Raw genomic sequence first — 17,803 nt, 5'->3', positions numbered from 1 at the left:
ACTATGCTATGTGCTTTAATAATGGCAGGTGGTAAGGGAGAACGTTTCTGGCCAATTTCAACAGATGAAAAGCCAAAGCAATTTCTTAATATCTTAGGAGAAAAATCAATGATACAGCATACTGTTAAAAGGCTTGAAGAGATAATCCCTTTAGAAAGAATCTTTATAGTAACTGCAAGTCAGTATACAGACTTAATAGAAGAGCATCTACCAAAGCTGTCTAAGAAAAATATCATAGTAGAGCCTAAGGGAAAGAATACAGCACCTTGTATAGCCTTATCTTCATTTTACATAAGAAATATCTATGAAGATGCAACTATTGTTGTTTTACCATCAGATCACCTAATATTAGATGAAGAAAAGTTCAGGAACACTTTAAAGCTTGGTGAAAAGTTCGTTGAAGAAAATAATAAGGCTGTGTTAACTATTGGTATAAAGCCTAGCAGGCCTGATACAGGGTATGGCTATATCCATTTAAGTGATGATAAATATCATGTAGATACTACTGAAATAAGCAAGGTAGATAGGTTTGAAGAAAAGCCTTGTTTAAGTCTTGCAGAAAAGTATGTAAAGGATAAGTCCTATCTTTGGAACTCCGGTATGTTTATATGGAAGGTTTCAACCATAATAGAACTTACAAAGAAGTTTTTGCCTAAAACATATAAGCTTATAAACAATATAAATTTTCATGATGAAAATAGCGTAAAAGAAAACTACAAGAAGGTAGATGCAATATCCGTTGATTATGGAATAATGGAAAAAGCAAAAGATATCTATGTAATACCAGGAGATTTTGGCTGGGATGATCTCGGTAGCTGGAACAGTCTATCAAGATATAAGGATACAGATAAATATAATAATGTTATAGATGGCAGCGTAGCTATCTTAAAAAGTAAAGATAATATAATAAAGACAAGCAAGAAGACTTATATAATGGGTGTAGAAAACCTAATAGTTATAGAAACTGCTAACGAAATCATGATAGTAAATAGAGATGATATTTCAAAGATAAAGGAGCTAAAAACCTATGGGGAGTAAGATAGTCATAAACTCTAGTATTTTAGATGAGCGCCCAACAGGCCTTGGTATATATGCAAGAAATGTGATTAAAGAACTATATAAACAAGATGAAAGTATTAGAGTGCTATCGCCAGTAGATATAGATGGTATTAAAACTGAAAAGATAAATAAATACGTAAAGCCTAGTTATAAAAAAAGAGGTGGCCTTGCTAGATTGCTTTGGACACAGCTTATACTTCCTTTTAAGGTGAAAAAGGATGAGATTATTTATCATCCCTTTCAATATATATCCCTATTCTCAAGGTCAAAGCAAATAATAACAATACACGATTTCATTCCCTTGTACTACCCAAAGGTTGCAAAGCATCAAAATAAATATTATAAAATTTTAATGCCTATATTATTAAAAAAGTCATATAAAATAGTGGCAATATCTGAAAACACTAAAAAGGATATATTGAAATTTTATAAGGTGGATGAAAGTAAGATCCACGTAATACCAAATGGATATGATACTAAGATGTTTAATATAGAAAATACTAATATAAGTACCTTAGAAAAGTATAAGATAAATTATGATTATATGATTATGGTAGGTGCATCCTATCCACATAAGAACCTAGAGATAGCTATTAAAGCCATATCAAATATAAAGATACCCTTAAAGCTTATAATAGTAGGAAAAGATTCAGAGTACATAATGAAATTAAAAGAACTAACTCATGAATTAAATATAGAAGAAAAGGTTAACTTCATAGGCTATATTCCAGATGAAGATCTACCAAGCCTTTATTATTACTCTAAGGCCTTTGTATTTCCTACCTTATATGAGGGCTTTGGTCTTCCTATACTAGAGGCTATGGGTTGTGGCACTGCGGTAATAGCTTCAGATAACTCCTCTTTGTCAGAGGTTTATGGTGATGCTGCGTTAATCTTTAAAGATAATGATTTATCAGATCTTAAAGAAAAGATGGAATCTATACTAACTGTTCCAGGATTAAGAGAAGACCTTATAGAAAAATCAAAGGAAAATATTAAAAGATTTTCTTGGAAAAAGACAGCTAAAGAAATCTACGATATTTTGAAATAGGAGAATTATATATGTTTTATTTTATAGGAATAATACAGCTAATTTTATTAAGCATATTTATATTTAAGGGGTATAAGAAACAAGGGCTATCAATTTTAGGGGATGCTATAAAGGTAATGTTTATACTTTGGATGCTTAACATAGCCCTATATAATTTAAGGCTAAGTAATCTATATAACCCCACATGGCAAATAAACCTAGTGGTTTTATTGATTTGCTTTGTATTTTTTATGGCAAATAAAAAAATATACCTAAATGAAGAAGATATACTAATTAACATAGAAGATATAAAAGATAATAAAGAATATACTAATATATATTCTATATTATCCACATTAATATTTATAGTTGCCTTTATAGTATTTTTGCTTAACGTGCAAAAATATGGACTTGCTATTCTTAGTGAAAACAAGATAAATAAGCAACAAATGAATCATTATGATGGGTATATAATTTATATGTTAGTATTATGTACTCAAATTAAATACATACTATTTAGGTCTAATAAAAAACTAGTAGATGGAATAATATTTTGCCTAAGCCTTGGTACTTTGATATTAACTCTAAATAGAGGCCCTTTATCATTTATTCTTGTGGCCATCTATATTTATGAATTGTTTAACTTAGTTAAAATAAAAAGTGAAATATCTAAAAAGAAGCTATATACCATTTATGCTTTACTTTTACTAAGCTTAATAGCATTTTTACAACTCTTTGGTTACCTTGGTGATATGAGAATGGATTATGTCTTAAAAAATATATTTCATAAAACTATCCAAGAACATTATCAAATGAGTAATAATACACCTTCCAGCTTTTTATGGAGTTACATCTACCTCACAAGCCCTCTAGAAAATGCTTCTTTTTCGCTGATAAATCAAGGTGTTCAGCTTACCTATTTTAACAACTTATTTTATCCTTTTATAAAGCTCTTTGCTAATTTAATTAATAAAGGTTCTTCCTATAAGGCTTGGGTTAAAGGTAGATATGCCTACACTCCTTACTTACAAAACAAGGTAGGATTAAATGCAGCTTCATTTATACCAGATGCTATGCAGGATTTAGGATATTTAGGTGTAATTATATATGTATCTATTTTTGTAGCACTAGCCTACTTTGGAATTGCTCTTATAAAAAGGAAGATTAAATTTTCCGCTCTAGGAGCTATTATAATATATATAAATATACTAAATATGCTTTTATGGAGTGTATTTGTTAACTCATTAAAGATACCAGTTTTAATATTAAACATTTTGCTTATACTACTTGTAGAAGTCTTAATGAAAAAAGGTATTTTACAAGGTATTTTAAACAAAATTAAAATTCACAAGAATATTAAAAGAGGATAACTATGGATAAAAAAGTATTTATAATATTATTAAATTATAAGGGTGTTACAGACACCTTAGAAGCTGTAGCCAGCCTAGAAAATATAAATTACCCTTGCTATGAAATAGTAATAGTGGATAATGACTCAAAGGATGGTTCACTTGATTTACTTAAAGAAGCTACTTTCGAAAAGCATCATGTTATATCCTCTGGTAGAAATGGTGGCTTTGCCTTTGGAAATAATGTAGGTATAGAATATGCTCTTAATAAAGGTGCAGATTATGTGTTACTTATAAATAATGATACCACTGTGGAAAAGGACTTTTTAAATCACTTAGTAGATTCTATGGAAGCTAAAAAGCAGGTTGCTATTACCACAGGTTTAATATTAAATTATTATGATAAGCTAAAGATTTGGTATGATGGTGGTGAAATAAGGTGGGACAAATTTTATGGCTACCATACAAATGAAGGCAAAAGATTAAATGATGTGACTTTAAAGGAAAGGGAAATAACCTTTGCTACAGGATGTCTTATGCTTATAGATTGTAATGTAATTAAAAAGCTTGGACCTTTGCCTGAGGAATATTTTATGTATTATGAAGATGTAGACTTTTGTGCAAAACTTCAAGAAAACGGATATAAAATATTTTATAACCCTAAAAGTATTATCTATCATAAAATAGGTGCTGCCTCTGGGGAATCGGAATCCCCTTTTGCTATAGAATGGAATACTAGAAATAGGCTAAGGTTCATGAAAAAGTATAAACATAAGTTAACCTCTCTAAAGTATTTAAGGCTAAATATATTCTTTTACACTACACGAGGTATAAAACTTATTGAATACATATTTAAAGGTAGAAATGATAAGGCAAAAGCATTAATCAAAGGACTTAAAGTAAGGAGGTAATTCTATGAGTAAAAAGGTGAAACTTATTTCTATAATCTTAGTTACAATATTAATGCTTGTAGGATTAACCTTTGGTCCTAAAAACCAAGAGTATTTTATAGATTTTAATTTTAATAAACTATACTCAAAGGTAAATAATTCGGTAACTCTAGCTGTAGATAATAAGGATAAGGATTCCTATGAACTACAAGAAGATATTTTAGCTGCTAGAGAGCTTGTTGATGAGTTTAAGGACTATATTGTAGCCAATAATAAAGAGGGCGACTACAGTAGCCAAATAGTAGCATGGTCAGTTAAACTTGATAGTGCTCAGCAAGTAATTTTAACTAGAGTTACGAATTCAATAAATAAGGCAAAAGAAGTTAAAAGTTCCCATGCTATAAATGAAGCTAGATCCTCTATACCTAGCAATATGCCTAGCAAGTGGAAGGATGGCTTTGAAAAGAATATAGACAGTATTAAACCTACTAATTAAAGTGATTTTGAAGTGATTAAAAAAGATCCTGTTTCATATAGCAACGGGATCTTTTTGGTATAAGTTTATATATATTATACCTATATATTTATTTAAGTTATGCCTAATTTCCTAGCATTTTTGCTGATAACATACTCTTACCTATAAGCTGTCTTTTAGAATTTATCATGTTAACTTCTACCTTGCAGTAATTTCTTCCCATATCAACTATGTCTGCTTCTAAGGTAACTTTAGTATCTAATTGAAGTGGTTTCATAAAGTAAGTGCTTATATTATCTACAGAAACATTTATATCTCTTTCTCTTAAAGCTGTAATAGCTGCTGCTGATAAAAGCATATTAAGAGAACTCCAAGAGGCTGTTCCAATGGAATCTATCATCTCTGATGCTATGTTACCTGTAAATATAGTTTTATCTCCTATAACTTCATATTCAAAATTTGCTAATATTAATTCTTCTAGGCTTTCTGACCTTTGAGGTTGCCTTGTCATATATGCAAAGGTGTCTGTAACATCATCTCTTTTTATTATGCCTATAAGCTTTTTCCCATCTATTACGGGGCAAAGTTCAATATCTTCAAGTCCCATAACATAAGCCGCATAGGCAACTGTAGTCTTTGGTGTCACTGTTATAGGATTTTTAGACATTATCTTTCCTATGGGCTGATTTATATCTACATCTAAAGATAAGTCTTTAGATGTTATTATACCTACAACCTTCATATGTTCATCTACCACTGGATACCTTACAAAGTTGGTGTCACTCACCATTCTCTTCCAATCATTTAGAGTATGATTTACCTTTAAATAATAAGGATCCTTTTTCATTATGTCTTCCACTAATATAATATCTTTCTTCATGGTATTTTCAGTCATGGCCTTATTTATCATAGTAGCCGTTATGAAACTATCATATTTAGAGGAAATAATAGGTAAGGACTTTTCATCTGCTAATCTTTTTACTTTTTCATTGCATTGAAATCCACCGGTTATAAGTACTGCGGCTCCATTATTAAGAGCTAATTCTTGTGCTAGGTCTCTATTTCCAACTATAAGAAGTGATCCTGGTTCTATATATTTAGACATAGCCTCTATGGTCATGGCTCCTATGGCTAGCTTTTTTAGGGACTTATGTATACCGCTTCTTCCAGCTATTATACTGCCTCCAACTATATTAACTACGTCAGCAAAGGTTAAAGATTCACTTTTTTTCCTTTTTAATTTATCAACTCTAATAGTGCCTACTCTAGGTATGGTGGATACTATACCCTTTTCATCACATTCTTTTATAGCCTTATATGCAGTACCTTCACTAATGCCAAGTTCAATTGCTATGCCTCTAACTGATATCTTATGCCCTGGTTCTAATGAAAGTATATAATCAACAGTTTTGCTATGCTTAGACATGTTTACCTTCCTTCTTTTCTTAATTCTTCTGCTATTTTTTCTATTTTTCTTAGTCTATGATTTATTCCTGATTTTCCTACAGGTGGTACTAACATTTCACCAAGCTCCTTTAAGGATTCATCTGGAAATTTTAATCTTAGTTCTGCAATTTCTCTTAAATTTTTAGGAAGTCTGCCAAGTCCTATTTCACTTTCAATAAAGTTAATACATTCTACCTGTCTTACAGCTGCATTCACTGTCTTACTAAGGTTAGCTGTTTCGCAGTTAACAAGCCTATTTACATTATTTCTCATTTCCTTCATTATTCTAATATTTTCAAGTTCTAATAAGGAGTTATGAGCGCCTATTATATTTAATAAGTCTACTATTTGTTCTCCCTCTTTAATATATACTATATAACTATTTTTTCTTTGGATAAATTTAGAGTTTAGACCATAGGTATTTATAAGATTACTTAAATCCTCTGCGTACTCTATGTTATGAGTTACAAATTCTAGGTGATAAGTCTTTTCGGGGTTACTTATGCTTCCCCCTCCTAAAAATGCTCCTCTTATATATGCTTTACGAGCAGTATCCTCTTTAACTAACTCTTCTTTTATTCCATAATCTAAGGATATTACTCCTTCTTCTTCTTTTAATATACTAGAAAGTTTCAAAAAGCTTCTTACTCCCATTTCTTCTGTAATCATTACAATATATAAATTATTTTTCTTTAAGGAATTACTTTTTTTCACTAAAAGCCTTGCATGTATCTTAAAGTATTCCTTTAATAATGTAAATATCAATCTTGCTGTAGCTGGATTTTCTGTTGCTATTTTAAAGCTAAGCTGCTTATTCCCAGCAAATGTAAGCGTCCCACTGACCTTCATTATAGCTGATATTTGTGCTAAAGCTTCTTCCTTTGTTACTTTTTCAATTCTACATAGCTCACCTTTTACCTGTGATGAAAACGACATATCTCATTCTCCTAATTCTACTTTTTCTTTTGATTTTGCTTTTGCTTTAATCTTTCTGAAAGATAGAAGTACTCAATTATCTTCTTTCTATCATAAAATAACTTTTTATCCATTATAGTTTCTACTATTACAGAAGCTAACTTTTCAGAATCGTGTCTTATAAGTCCTTTTGTTGTCTTTACAAAATCAGATTCTATTAATTTTATATTTAACTTTTCAAGTTCTTTTTCATCTTTAGTTACTAATTTAGATTTTTCCTCTAAATACTTTTCTTCAAGTTCCTTGCCTATTTCTCCTATATTTGCAATTACATAATCAATTACTCCATCATAGGAATGGTCAATAATAGCTTTAACATGATCAACTACAGTGTAGTCATCTGTTTCACCAGGTTGAGTCATTATGTTAGAAACATATATCTTAATAGCAGAGGTTTTCTTTATGGCCTCTCCTATATCTTTTACTAATAGGTTTGGTATTACACTAGTATATAAACTTCCAGGTCCAAGTATTATAGCATCTGCAGTTTTTATGGCCTCCACAGAATCTACTAAGGCCTTAGCATCCTTTGGTTCAATCATAATTTTATTAATAGGACTTTTTTGACTTATGGCCTCTTTTGGTATATTTGATTCCCCTTTTACAATGTTACCATTTTTAAGTTCGCACTTAAGAACCATGTTTTCTAGAGTTACTGGCATAACCTTTCCTGTAACCGCTAAAACTGAACTCATCTTTTTAACAGCTTCTTCAAAGTTATCTGAAATACCGTCCATAGCTGCTAAAAATAAGTTTCCAAAACTTTGATCTTTAAGTCTTCCTTCTTCAAACCTATATTGCAAAAGTTCTTCCATTAGTGGCTCTGTATCTGCCAAGGCTAGAATACAGTTTCTTATATCTCCTGGTGGCAAGATTCCAAGGTCTTCTCTAAGGTCTCCTGAGCCTCCACCATCATCTGCTACAGTTACTATGGCTGTAATATTAGAGGTGTAATACTTAAGACCTCTAAGCATAGTAGAGAGTCCTGTACCACCTCCGATTACAACTATCTTAGGCCCTTTAACAAGTAATCGTTTTTCATAGATCAAACTTTCTAATTTTTTTGAGTCTATAGAAAATTTCAGATATCCGCTATTTATAAGTGCCATTATAGACTTTATACCTTCTGTTACAGATATATATAAGATAAAAATACCTGTTACATTAAGTAGTATATAAAAGCCTTTATAGTACCAGTTATAAAGCATATGTCTAGAAAGTTCATTCAAGCCAAATATAATAAGGATGATCCCAAATATAGCAAAAACAACCCACCTCTTTACCTTTATACCCGGTCTTAGCCAATCTCTAAATTTCATAACTTTTTTCCACCTTTATTTGTATCTTCATTTATATCTCGATGATCTATGTTGGCATTTATTCCTTCACTTACCAAGTTATCGTATATAAGTCTAGATATAGCTACAGATCTATGTCTTCCACCTGTACAACCTATAGCAACAATGAGCTGCTTTTTTCCTTCCTTTATATAGTTTGGTATTAGAAATTCCAGCATATCTTCAAGTCTACTTACAAAACCTTTTGTTTCATCATGCTTTAATACATATTCTTTAACCTGATTATCAAGTCCTGAAAACTTTTTTAGTTCAGGTATATAAAAGGGATTAGGTATAAATCTTACATCAAAAACTAAATCAGCATCTAAAGGTATCCCATACTTAAATCCAAAAGAAAGTATAGTGATACTTAAATCTTTAGATTTATCTCCTCCATCTCCATAAATAGAATTTATCTTTTCACGAAGCTCTTTTATGGATAAATTTGAAGTATCGATAATATTATCTGATTTTTCTTTTACCTCTTTTAGTCTACCTCGCTCAAGAGCTATGCCCTTAGTTAGTCTTCCATCCTTTGCTAAAGGATGACTTCTTCTAGATTCCTTGAACCTTTTTACTAAAACCTCATCTGTGGCCTCTAGAAATAATATTTCATATTTAAAATCATTTTTCTTAAGATATACTAAACTTTCGAAAAGGGCATCAAAAAACAGACCTCCTCGTATATCAATAACCAATGCTATTTTTTCAAGTTTACCTTGACTTTGTATACAAACCTCTGCAAATTTAGGTATCAAAGTTGGTGGTAAATTATCTACGCAAAAATAGCCTAAATCCTCTAAATTTCTCGTTGCTTCACTTTTTCCTGCTCCTGATAAGCCTGTTACAATTAAAAATCTCATAGTATCACTCCCATACCCTGCTAATTAAATTTATTATAACACATATGGCTCTTATTTATAATAATTTAAAGTATCTATATTATGTTAATCTAAAAAAAATAGACTATGCTACTACAATAATAAATATTTATAGTAACAAAGTCTATTTTAAAGCTTAAATACCTCTAAAAGTAACAGTTTAATCTCATATATACTTTTATTTTAATTTTATCCGATGACCTCTTTTAATGCTTTAATCATCTTTTCATTTTGATCTCTAGTTCCAATAGTTATTCTTAACCACTGAGGCATGTCTAGTAAAAACCCTGGTCTTATTATTATGCCTTTTTTTAGAAGTGCATCATATATTGGTTTATCATCTCTATTTAAGTTCACCATAATAAAGTTAGTATGAGTTTTTATATAATCTAATTTCATTTTTTCGAATTCATCATATAAAAAGATCTTTTCTTCATGATTAGTTTCACATACCTTATTTAAGAATTCTTCATCTAAAAGAGCAGCAATAGCAGCATTTTGCGCAAAAAGATTCACATCAAAAGGATTAATTACTCTATTTAAATATCCTACTAATTCTTCTGTTGCAACTCCATATCCACATCTAAGTGAAGCAAGTCCATAAGCCTTAGAAAATGTTCTTAATACTATTATGTTAGGATTTTCTTTTAAAAGTTCTATGGAATCTGGGAAATCATCAGATTCTACATATTCAACGTAAGCCTCGTCCATAACTACAATTACCCTTTGTGGTATTCTTTTTAAAATCTTATTAAATTCTTCTTTTTTGAATATATTTCCTGTAGGATTGTTAGGATTACAAAACCAAATTATCTTTGTCTTATCTGTTATTGCATCTACCATAGCTTCAATGTCTAGTCCGTTGTTTTTCATAGGTATCTTTATAGATTTAGCTCCCATAAGTCTTGTGTTCGTATCATACCTTGGGAAGGTAACACTTGCCATTATGCTTTCATCATCTTCTGATAAAAGGGTATTACATAAAACCTTTATTAATGAGTCTGAGCCTGCGCCACAAAATATTTGATCCTTAGTAACATTTAACTTTTTACTTAGGGCAAGCTTTAGCTCATAACTAGCTGAATCAGGATAAAGTGCCGAATCATTTATCATGTTTTTGATAACTTCTTTAGCTTTAGGAGAACAACCTAATGGATTTTCATTAGATGCAAGTTTTATAACCTGATCCAATCCAAGCTCTCTTTTTACCTCGCTAATAGGCTTTCCAGCCACATACTTTTCAACGTTTAGTACTTCTTTTCTGATAGAATAACTCATAATCCCCTACCTCTTATAAAAGTAGATCATATAAGAGATAGATTCACCCCCCTTATTTATATATCTTAATTTATATATTCTTATTGAATAGCTTAAAACTATTCAATTTAGAAACAAAGTTTTAAGAATAAGGTGTAGTTCATTCTAGTCTTCTCCTATTATCCTAACCTCTGGATGTAAATCTACATTAAAGTTTTTTGATACAGTTTTTTGGACAAATTCTATAAGATCTAATATATCTTTTGCCGTTGCATCTTTTTTGTTTATTATGAATCCTGAGTGTTTCTCCGATACCGCTGCCCCTCCAAGTACTGTTCCTTTTAGTCCAGAATCCTCTATAAGCTTTCCTGCAAAATGTCCTTCTGGTCTTTTAAATGTGCTACCTGCTGAAGGATATTCTAAGGGCTGTTTATCTTCTCTTCTATATGTGAGTTCATCAATTCTGGCCTTTATCTTCAAAGGATCTGCTTTTTTAAGCTTTATAGTTACGCTTAGAACAATATAATTATATTTCATAACTGCACTAGTTCTATAACCAAGCTCTAAATCCTCATTTTTCAAAGTTATAATGTTGCAATCTTTATCCATAACCACTGCTTCTGTTACAACATTTACCATTTCCCCATCGTAGGCTCCTGCATTCATTGTAACTGCTCCACCTACACTCCCTGGAATTCCACAGGCAAATTCAAAACCTGTTAGATTGTATTTAAGGGCACAACCTGACATATCTTTTAACTTCGCTCCTCCAAGAGCAATTATTTTATCTTCATCTACAGTTATCTTGTCTAATTTACTAAGCTTTATTATAACTCCTCTAAATCCACCATCTTTAACTAATAGATTGGATCCGTTGCCTATGATATAATATAAAGTCTTTTCATCATCACATATCTTTATTGATGCTATTAGTTCTTCTGTAGTTTTTGGGGTAATTAAAATATCTGCTTTTCCCCCTATTTTGAAATAAGTATGGTTTTTCATTGACTCATTTAATAAGATATCTTCTTTATCTAATAACTTTTCTAATTTAGAAATTAAGCAACTATAATGATTCATTCTACTTCTCCTCAAACTTACTTATGTTATAGTGTTTTTCTTATTTAATTTCATAACAATAAATATATTATAATATATTTATATTTATTAGTCTATTATAGGTTATAATCTTTAAGCTTTCCTTTGTATTTTAAATATTTAATTAATCTTTTTTCATCTAAATTCATTATAAGCTCATCTGGTACCTTTGCTTTTTTTAATATTTCTTCTGATTTGTCAAATTTACCTATATCATAACAAATATGAGCATCACTACCCATTACAATATTTACATTATACTCCCTGCAAAGTGAAGCTATTTTCATGCAATTTTCTTCGCATCCTGGCCTTGACTTAAATGAACTATTATTTATTTCAATTAAAACATTTTTTTCTTTAGCTGCCTTTACCACTAATTCTTCTATTATTGGAAATGAAGGATTACCTAGGTGACCTATTATATCTACATTAGGATTATCCATAACTCTTAATATAGCCTTTGTATTTTCTTCCCTACCTCTTGAAGTTATACAATTGTCATGAAGGCTTGCTATAATAATATCTAATCTTGATTGAATCCTAGGTGATATATCTAAAGTACCATCAAAATCTATTATATTAGCTTCGCAGCCCTTAAGGTGGATTATCCCCTCCATGTAAAAGGGTAAAACCCTAAGATTTGAAAAGTAAAATTCATGAGGTCCTCCTGGCATTTTAGGACCATGATCTGTGGTACATAAAAGCTTAATCCCATGATCTGCTGCCCATCTTACATTTTCTAAAATAGTGCTGTATGCATGCCCACTTTTTATTGTATGAGTATGTGTATCTAAAACGTATTTCATTAAATTCCTCCTGTTTGCTATTTCTGATTTTTAAAGAACTCTATAATACTCATTGCAGCCCTTTTGTCTATAGATGGAGTTTCTATAAGCTCTTCATAGGTCGCATTTTTAATATTATCGATGCCTTTAAATTTTTTGAGAAGTTCTTTTCTTCTTTTGTCTCCTATGTTTGGTATATCGTCTAATATAGAATGAAGTATTCTTTTATCTCTTAAAGTCCTATGATAAGTTATTGCAAATCTATGGACTTCATCTTGCATCCTTGTTATAAGTTGCATAACATTAGAACTCATTGGTATTATTAGCTCTTCATTATTAAATATAAGCCCTCTTGTTTTGTGGTTATCATCTTTCACCATACCGCAAACTGGAATATTTATATTTAAATCTTTTAGCACATCTAGTGCTATATTTACTTGACCTTTTCCTCCATCCATCATTATGATTTCAGGAAATACATGAAACTTGCCTTCATTTAATTTAATATTTCTCTCTTGTATGCTTTTAACTTCTGATAGTCCACGATTAAATCTTCTAGTTAGTATTTCTTTCATGCTTTCATAATCATTGGCACCTTTTACGGTATTTATCTTAAACCTTCTGTAGTCGCTATTTTTAGCTCTACCATCTTCAAATACTATCATACTTCCCACAGAATCCATACCCTGTATATTTGAAATATCATAACTTTCTATCCTATGTGGAATATAATCTAAATTTAACAAATCTGCAAATTCTGTAAGTGCAATTTTGTGAATTTCTTTATCTCTTAAGATTTTAAATTTAAACTGTTCTAATGTGAGCTTTGCATTTTTTTCTACCATATCTAAAAGTCGCTTTTTTTCTCCCTTTTGAGGAATCTTAAGCTCAACTTTGCTCCCTCTTTTTATGGAAAGCCACTCTTCTAAAAGTTCTCCATCTTCTATTTCTGGTACATAAATACTTTTAGGTATGTGGGCTGTACCTCCGTAAAAGCTTTTTATAAACTGGGATACTATCTCTGAATCTTTAAATCCTGCAGTATCTTCAAGCATAAAGTGTTCTCTTCCAATTAACTTTCCTTCTCTAAAGAAAAATATCTGCATGCAGGTGTCTTTCTCGTCTCCATACATATTTATAAAATCTTCATTTTCAAAGTGGCCTAAGAATATCTTTTGTTTTTCTGCAATCTTTTCTACAGCTAGCATCTTATCTCTAGCTGATGCTGCCTTTTCAAATTTCAGTTCCTCTGCTGCTATATCCATTTCGCTTTTTAGTTGTTGCACTATCTTACTATTCTTGCCATTTAATAGATCAATTATGTCATCTATAAGCTTTTTATAATCTTCTTTACTGATATAACCTGCACAAGGCCCTGTGCAAAGCTTTATTTGGTAGTTTAAACAAGGTCTATACTTAATTCCATCTTCCTTTATTGTAAGCTTACAATTTCTAATAGGAAAGATCTTTTGTATAAGTTCTATGGTTTCATATACAGCTGATACATCTGTGTATGGTCCAAAATATTTATTGCCATCCTTTGCCATGCTCCTTGTTACAAAAACCCTTGGAAATTCCTCATTAGTAGTTATTTTTATAAAAGGATAGTGTTTATCATCCTTTAATAATATATTATATTTAGGCTTATATTTTTTAATAAGGTTACATTCTAATATTAAAGCTTCCATTTCTGAATCTGTCACTATATATTCAAATTCAGCTACGTGCCTTACCATAGCTTTAACTTTTTCAGAATGGTTCTTTGAACTTTGGAAATACTGCCTTACTCTATTTTTAAGTATCTTTGCCTTACCTACATATAATACCTCACCTAATGAATTTTTCATTATATAAACTCCAGGTTTATCTGGTAATATCTTAAGCTGATATTCAAAATCAAACATTATTAATCACCTCTAATATAAAGCACAGCCTTAACTTTTAATATTACTTAGAAAGAGCTGTCTTTAAAACTTTTCCAGCAGCCTTAGCTGCCTTGCCGCCTCCAGCTCCTCCACCCTCTACTATTACAGCAATAGCAACCTCTGGGTCTTCGTAAGGTGCAAAGCCAATAAACCAAGAGTGTGGTGCTGCATCATTTCCATTTTTATCTTTATAGTCTGCTGTACCTGTTTTACCTGCAGCATTAGTTCCATCAAAGGCTCCAGGGCCACCTGTTCCACCGGTTATCACAGACCTCATATAATCTTTTATGATCTGTGCATTTTCTTTGGATACAGTATTATCAAGAGGCTGGCTTTCTATATCTTTTATCTTAGTACCTTCTGGAGTTACTATGCTCTTAACTAAATGTGGCTTCATCATAGTACCATTATTACCAATAGTGCTTGCAATTAAAGCCATTTGCATAGGACTTGCTAAAATACTACTCTGTCCTATACCTGTTTGGGCTATGTTTCCTTTTTCATCTTTTTTGAGTTCTGGGAATCTTCCCTTATTTATTATAAACCCATCTGCAGGTATATTTTTGTTAAAATAAAACTTTTCAGCAGTATCCTTTAACTTAGCATTACCTAAATCTAAAGCTAAAGTTCCAAAAACCACATTACTTGAATGTCTAAATGCAGCATCTAACTTTAAGTCTCCAAATGCCACATTATTTAAGTTGCTTAAAGAATCCTTGCTATTGAATACAAGCTTACCTTCGTCTTTAAATACTCTTTGTGTAACCCCTTGAAGGTTTTCTAATGAACTAGCTGTAGTTACTACTTTAAATGTAGATCCTGGGGCATAAAGGCCTGCTACAGCTCTATTTAACATTGGTGTATTTTCTTCATCCTTTGCTATGGAATCCCATACGCCACTTAGGTCATTAGGATCATAGGCTGGTTTAGATACCATAGCTAAGACCTCTCCTGTTTTAACATTTAATACTACTATAGATCCTTTTTCATTGCCTAGTACATCATAGGCTGCCTTTTGAATATTATAATCCAAGGTAGTAACTACACCATTTCCTACCTTTTCTTTTCCCTTACCAAATATCTTCATAAACTCTCTATTTTTAAAATAATTTTTTAATGCTTCATAATCTACAGAAAGTCTACTATCACTCATAAGCTCTTCATCGTATTCTTTTTCAAGGCCTGTAAGTCCATAGGTTATATCTGAATATCCTAAGGCATGAACAAACATGGCTCCTCCAGTATATTCTCTTATTTGTGTAGTGGCATCTTTTTTTTCACTTTTAGTTAGGTTTTGCATATTTCTATCGTAGATAGTTCCACGTAAAACTTCATTTCTTTTAGCTTGCATCCTTTTGTTTTCTGGCATACTTGCTATATCTGGTGCCTTAATAGCTGTAAAATATGCTATGTAGGTTATGAGTGCCAAGAAACATAATAAGAAAATCACTAGTATATTTCTGATATTTTTAAAAATTTCATCCTTGCTATGATTTTTCATGCTATCCCTCCTCTGACACCTTTTGTATTATAGCTAAAGCAAAGAACATGGTTAGTATAGAGCTACCCCCATAACTTACAAAGGGAAGGGTTATTCCTGTTAGTGGTATTACATTCATAACTCCACCTATTATTACTAAGGCTTGACTTGCTATCATAGCACTATAGCCCACTGTAATAAGCTGTGAAAATTTATCATCTACATATATTGCAGTTCTCATGCACCTATAAAATAGTAAAAAGTACAATATTATAATGCCGAATCCCATTATAACTCCTAGCTCTTCACATATTACAGCAAATATAAAGTCAGTGGTACGTACAGGTACAAGTCCTGGAAGCCCAAGACCAAATCCTGAACCAAATAATCCCCCTGAGGATATAGCAAACAAGCCTTGAATTATTTGAAAGCTCTCATCACTTGCGTACTTCCACGGGTCCTGCCATATCATAATTCTCTTTCTTACATGGGGAAACATCTTATAACTAGCTAAAGACCCTATAATAGATAGTCCAAATGCAGTTACAATATATTTTACTTTTGACGTAGCCATGTAAAGCATGGTTATTGATATACCAAAGAAAATTAAAACAGAGCCTAAATCCTTTTGATATACCATAAAAGCTAAAGATACAATTACAACTATAGCTGGCTCTATTAAGTCTTTAAAGGTTTTATAATCCTTTAAGCTAGAGGCTAAATAGGCTGCTAAAAACAGCTTTCCAGCTTCTGAAGGTTGAAAGCTAATGGGGCCTATAAATACCCAGTTTTTAGCCCCATATACTTCTGTACCTATAAATGTAGCCATAGACATAAATATCAATGTACCTACCATATATATCTTTTTATACTTTGAAAAAGTTTTAAGATCAGGCAATAAAACCACTACCAATATATAGGTAGTTATTGAAATAGCAAACCAAACCGTCTGCTTAATTGCATCAACGCTTTTTAATCTGTATAACATAGCAATACCAATAACAGATAAGAGACAGGCAAAAATAAGCATGAACTTATCTCCCTCATTGAAGAACCTTCTTATTATAAAATAAGCATAGCCAATAAGAATACATAAAACTCCACCCATAATTAAAGCGCCTGTATCAAAAGGATCTTTTAAAAATCCTAGGTTAAGAAACATTGCCATACACAATAAATAAGTAAGCAATAATAGCTTTCTTTCATCTTTAATACTATCCACATATTCACCTTCTTTTATATATAACTTGTAATTCTTTTATCATCCTATAACTTTAAAAGTTAAACTTCCTATTTGAATCTGGTCACCTACGAATATTTGAACCACACCATTTATTTTTACTCCATTAAGTATTGTACCATTAGTGCTTTTTAAATCCTCTAAAAAGTATTTATCGTTCTTAGAGTAAATTTTAGCATGTGTACTAGATACATATTTATCAGATAAAACCACGTTATTTTCTTCTGTTCTACCTAAGGTAATAGATCCTCTTATGGGTATTACGCTTCCTTTTTTCAACGCAAGATTATCTCCTTGCTCTTCTACCACAAGCCCTAATGACTTACCTAACTGCTTTTTCTTTCCACTACTCTTTCCACTACTCTTTCCACCATTTTTTACGTCCTTATACATTATTCTTAAGGCTAAAATGATTATTACATATAAAATTATAATAAATATAACAGTAAATAGAAGACCGAAAAGTCTATTAAACCTCATACTTTCACCTCTTATCTTAATTAATATTATGACTCTAAATATTATTCCATTTGATTTTTATAATACCTCTATACAATTATACGTGTATGTACTCAT

The 17,803-nt window shown here is 31.1% G+C and carries 16 protein-coding genes; 5 read left to right on the top strand and 11 right to left on the bottom strand.

The features are described from left to right. Positions 1-3: 3 nt before the first annotated feature. From BV55_RS0107595 to BV55_RS0107575, 5 genes are read left to right on the top strand one after another with little or no spacing between them, the layout of a single operon-like run. Entirely contained in the window at positions 4-1,038 is a 1,035-nt protein-coding gene (locus tag BV55_RS0107595) for a mannose-1-phosphate guanylyltransferase (RefSeq protein WP_029452235.1), read from the top strand. Then, positions 1,028-2,110 (top strand): glycosyltransferase family 4 protein, encoded by a 1,083-nt coding sequence (locus BV55_RS0107590; protein ID WP_029452234.1) that lies wholly within the window; start codon positions 1,028-1,030, stop codon positions 2,108-2,110. The genes BV55_RS0107595 and BV55_RS0107590 overlap by 11 nt, the downstream gene beginning before the upstream one ends. 11 nt (positions 2,111-2,121) lie before the next feature. Then, a complete protein-coding gene (locus BV55_RS0107585; RefSeq protein WP_029452233.1) occupies positions 2,122-3,459 on the top strand; it encodes a hypothetical protein in 1,338 nt (445 codons plus the stop codon). 2 nt (positions 3,460-3,461) lie between these two features. Beyond that, positions 3,462-4,349: a glycosyltransferase family 2 protein gene (locus tag BV55_RS0107580; RefSeq protein WP_051652446.1), complete on the top strand. Its 888-nt coding sequence runs from the start codon at positions 3,462-3,464 to the stop codon at positions 4,347-4,349. Positions 4,350-4,353: 4 nt separating this feature from the next. Next, a complete protein-coding gene (locus BV55_RS0107575; RefSeq protein ID WP_029452231.1) occupies positions 4,354-4,824 on the top strand; it encodes a hypothetical protein in 471 nt (156 codons plus the stop codon). A 103-nt stretch (positions 4,825-4,927) separates the two neighbouring features. On the opposite strand, the gene BV55_RS0107570 is transcribed toward BV55_RS0107575, so the two are convergent. The 11 genes from BV55_RS0107570 to BV55_RS0107520 all read right to left on the bottom strand — a co-directional run bounded on the left by BV55_RS0107570 (position 4,928) and on the right by BV55_RS0107520 (position 17,707). Next, positions 4,928-6,229: a DRTGG domain-containing protein gene (locus BV55_RS0107570; RefSeq protein WP_029452230.1), complete on the bottom strand. Its 1,302-nt coding sequence runs from the start codon at positions 6,227-6,229 to the stop codon at positions 4,928-4,930. A 2-nt stretch (positions 6,230-6,231) separates the two neighbouring features. Continuing rightward, positions 6,232-7,185 carry a DNA-binding protein WhiA gene (whiA, locus tag BV55_RS0107565; RefSeq protein WP_029452229.1) on the bottom strand — a complete coding sequence of 318 codons (954 nt, stop codon included), beginning with the start codon at positions 7,183-7,185 and terminating at the stop codon, positions 6,232-6,234. Positions 7,186-7,202: 17 nt separating this feature from the next. Then, positions 7,203-8,543, bottom strand: coding sequence for a gluconeogenesis factor YvcK family protein (locus BV55_RS0107560; RefSeq protein WP_029452228.1), 1,341 nt, complete (start codon positions 8,541-8,543; stop codon positions 7,203-7,205). Continuing rightward, positions 8,540-9,424: an RNase adapter RapZ gene (gene rapZ, locus BV55_RS0107555; RefSeq protein WP_029452227.1), complete on the bottom strand. Its 885-nt coding sequence runs from the start codon at positions 9,422-9,424 to the stop codon at positions 8,540-8,542. Before rapZ ends, BV55_RS0107560 begins: the two co-directional genes overlap by 4 nt. Before the next feature lie 207 nt (positions 9,425-9,631). After that, on the bottom strand, positions 9,632-10,720 hold the full coding sequence (gene hisC, locus BV55_RS0107550; RefSeq protein ID WP_029452226.1) for a histidinol-phosphate transaminase: 1,089 nt from the start codon (positions 10,718-10,720) through the stop codon (positions 9,632-9,634). 144 nt (positions 10,721-10,864) lie between these two features. Then, the gene (gene murB, locus BV55_RS0107545) at positions 10,865-11,779 is read right to left on the bottom strand and encodes a UDP-N-acetylmuramate dehydrogenase (RefSeq protein WP_029452225.1); all 915 of its coding nucleotides are present in this window, start codon (positions 11,777-11,779) and stop codon (positions 10,865-10,867) included. Between the two features lie 95 nt (positions 11,780-11,874). Then, positions 11,875-12,603, bottom strand: a complete 729-nt coding sequence (locus BV55_RS0107540; protein ID WP_029452224.1) for a phosphatase — start codon at positions 12,601-12,603, stop codon at positions 11,875-11,877. 17 nt (positions 12,604-12,620) lie between these two features. Further along, a complete protein-coding gene (uvrC, locus tag BV55_RS0107535; protein ID WP_029452223.1) occupies positions 12,621-14,486 on the bottom strand; it encodes an excinuclease ABC subunit UvrC in 1,866 nt (621 codons plus the stop codon). Between the two features lie 43 nt (positions 14,487-14,529). Continuing rightward, positions 14,530-16,008, bottom strand: a complete 1,479-nt coding sequence (locus BV55_RS0107530; RefSeq protein ID WP_029452222.1) for a peptidoglycan D,D-transpeptidase FtsI family protein — start codon at positions 16,006-16,008, stop codon at positions 14,530-14,532. Between the two features lies 1 nt (position 16,009). Continuing rightward, positions 16,010-17,209 (bottom strand): FtsW/RodA/SpoVE family cell cycle protein, encoded by a 1,200-nt coding sequence (locus BV55_RS0107525; protein WP_029452221.1) that lies wholly within the window; start codon positions 17,207-17,209, stop codon positions 16,010-16,012. Positions 17,210-17,248: 39 nt separating this feature from the next. Further along, on the bottom strand, positions 17,249-17,707 hold the full coding sequence (locus BV55_RS0107520; RefSeq protein ID WP_029452220.1) for an FHA domain-containing protein: 459 nt from the start codon (positions 17,705-17,707) through the stop codon (positions 17,249-17,251). Positions 17,708-17,803 lie beyond the last annotated feature (96 nt).

Origin of the sequence: Clostridium algidicarnis (assembly GCF_000703125.1) — a bacterium.
GTDB classification, from domain to species: Bacteria; Bacillota; Clostridia; order Clostridiales; family Clostridiaceae; genus Clostridium_L; species Clostridium_L algidicarnis.
Note: the sequence above shows the minus strand (reverse complement) of the source record. Positions and strands in the feature narration are given on the sequence as shown.

What these genes read in the sequence shown, in the direction of transcription:
- BV55_RS0107560 (WP_029452228.1), bottom strand. Translation starts at nt 8,543, where the DNA reads ATGAAATTTAGAGATTGGCTAAGACCGGGTATAAAGGTAAAGAGGTGG.
- BV55_RS0107520 (WP_029452220.1), bottom strand. Translation starts at nt 17,707, where the DNA reads ATGAGGTTTAATAGACTTTTCGGTCTTCTATTTACTGTTATATTTATT.
- BV55_RS0107595 (WP_029452235.1), top strand. Translation starts at nt 4, where the DNA reads ATGCTATGTGCTTTAATAATGGCAGGTGGTAAGGGAGAACGTTTCTGG.
- BV55_RS0107540 (WP_029452224.1), bottom strand. Translation starts at nt 12,603, where the DNA reads ATGAAATACGTTTTAGATACACATACTCATACAATAAAAAGTGGGCAT.
- hisC (WP_029452226.1), bottom strand. Translation starts at nt 10,720, where the DNA reads ATGAGTTATTCTATCAGAAAAGAAGTACTAAACGTTGAAAAGTATGTG.
- BV55_RS0107590 (WP_029452234.1), top strand. Translation starts at nt 1,028, where the DNA reads ATGGGGAGTAAGATAGTCATAAACTCTAGTATTTTAGATGAGCGCCCA.
- whiA (WP_029452229.1), bottom strand. Translation starts at nt 7,185, where the DNA reads ATGTCGTTTTCATCACAGGTAAAAGGTGAGCTATGTAGAATTGAAAAA.
- rapZ (WP_029452227.1), bottom strand. Translation starts at nt 9,424, where the DNA reads ATGAGATTTTTAATTGTAACAGGCTTATCAGGAGCAGGAAAAAGTGAA.
- uvrC (WP_029452223.1), bottom strand. Translation starts at nt 14,486, where the DNA reads ATGTTTGATTTTGAATATCAGCTTAAGATATTACCAGATAAACCTGGA.
- BV55_RS0107580 (WP_051652446.1), top strand. Translation starts at nt 3,462, where the DNA reads ATGGATAAAAAAGTATTTATAATATTATTAAATTATAAGGGTGTTACA.
- BV55_RS0107570 (WP_029452230.1), bottom strand. Translation starts at nt 6,229, where the DNA reads ATGTCTAAGCATAGCAAAACTGTTGATTATATACTTTCATTAGAACCA.
- BV55_RS0107530 (WP_029452222.1), bottom strand. Translation starts at nt 16,008, where the DNA reads ATGAAAAATCATAGCAAGGATGAAATTTTTAAAAATATCAGAAATATA.
- BV55_RS0107585 (WP_029452233.1), top strand. Translation starts at nt 2,122, where the DNA reads ATGTTTTATTTTATAGGAATAATACAGCTAATTTTATTAAGCATATTT.
- murB (WP_029452225.1), bottom strand. Translation starts at nt 11,779, where the DNA reads ATGAATCATTATAGTTGCTTAATTTCTAAATTAGAAAAGTTATTAGAT.
- BV55_RS0107575 (WP_029452231.1), top strand. Translation starts at nt 4,354, where the DNA reads ATGAGTAAAAAGGTGAAACTTATTTCTATAATCTTAGTTACAATATTA.